The 442-nt window shown below is 65.2% G+C and carries 2 protein-coding genes; both read right to left on the bottom strand.

Annotated features, from left to right (window positions below):
- Positions 1 to 131 (bottom strand): KOW motif-containing protein (locus MUA00_RS00155; RefSeq protein ID WP_271130446.1); only part of this gene is annotated, 131 nt, incomplete at its 3' end.
- An 11-nt stretch (positions 132 to 142) separates the two neighbouring features.
- The coding region (gene rplN / locus MUA00_RS00150; RefSeq protein WP_271130445.1) for a 50S ribosomal protein L14 at positions 143 to 442 on the bottom strand (300 nt) is incomplete at its 5' end.

The following is a 442-nucleotide window of genomic DNA, read 5'->3' as shown; positions in this document are numbered from 1 at the left end:
GCCTTCTTCACGATGTTGACCCCCTCCACGATGACGGCGTACTTCTTGGGCAAGACCTCCTTCACCTTGCCCACCCGGCCCTTGTACTTGCCGGAGGCCACGAGAACCGTGTCCCCCTTCTTCACGTGCATCTTCACCCGCATTAGAGCACCTCCGGCGCCAGGGAGACGATCTTCATGAAGCCCTTCTCGCGAAGCTCCCGGGCCACGGGGCCGAAGACGCGGGTGCCGCGGGGCTCCAGCTGGTTGTTGATGATCACGGCGGCGTTGTCGTCAAAGCGGATGGCGGAGCCGTCGGGGCGCTTGACCTCCTTCTTGGTGCGCACCACCACGGCCTTGACCACGTCCCCTTCCTTGACCGCCCCCCGGGGGATGGCCTCCTTGACGCTGGCCACGATCACGTCCCCCACGGTGGCGTACTTGGCGTTGGAGCCCTTGAGCAC

It is taken from the genome of Dryocola boscaweniae (assembly GCF_025215095.1).
In the GTDB taxonomy this organism is placed as follows: Bacteria; Pseudomonadota; Gammaproteobacteria; order Enterobacterales; family Enterobacteriaceae; genus Dryocola; species Dryocola boscaweniae.
This window is presented reverse-complemented; position numbering and strand designations above follow the sequence as displayed.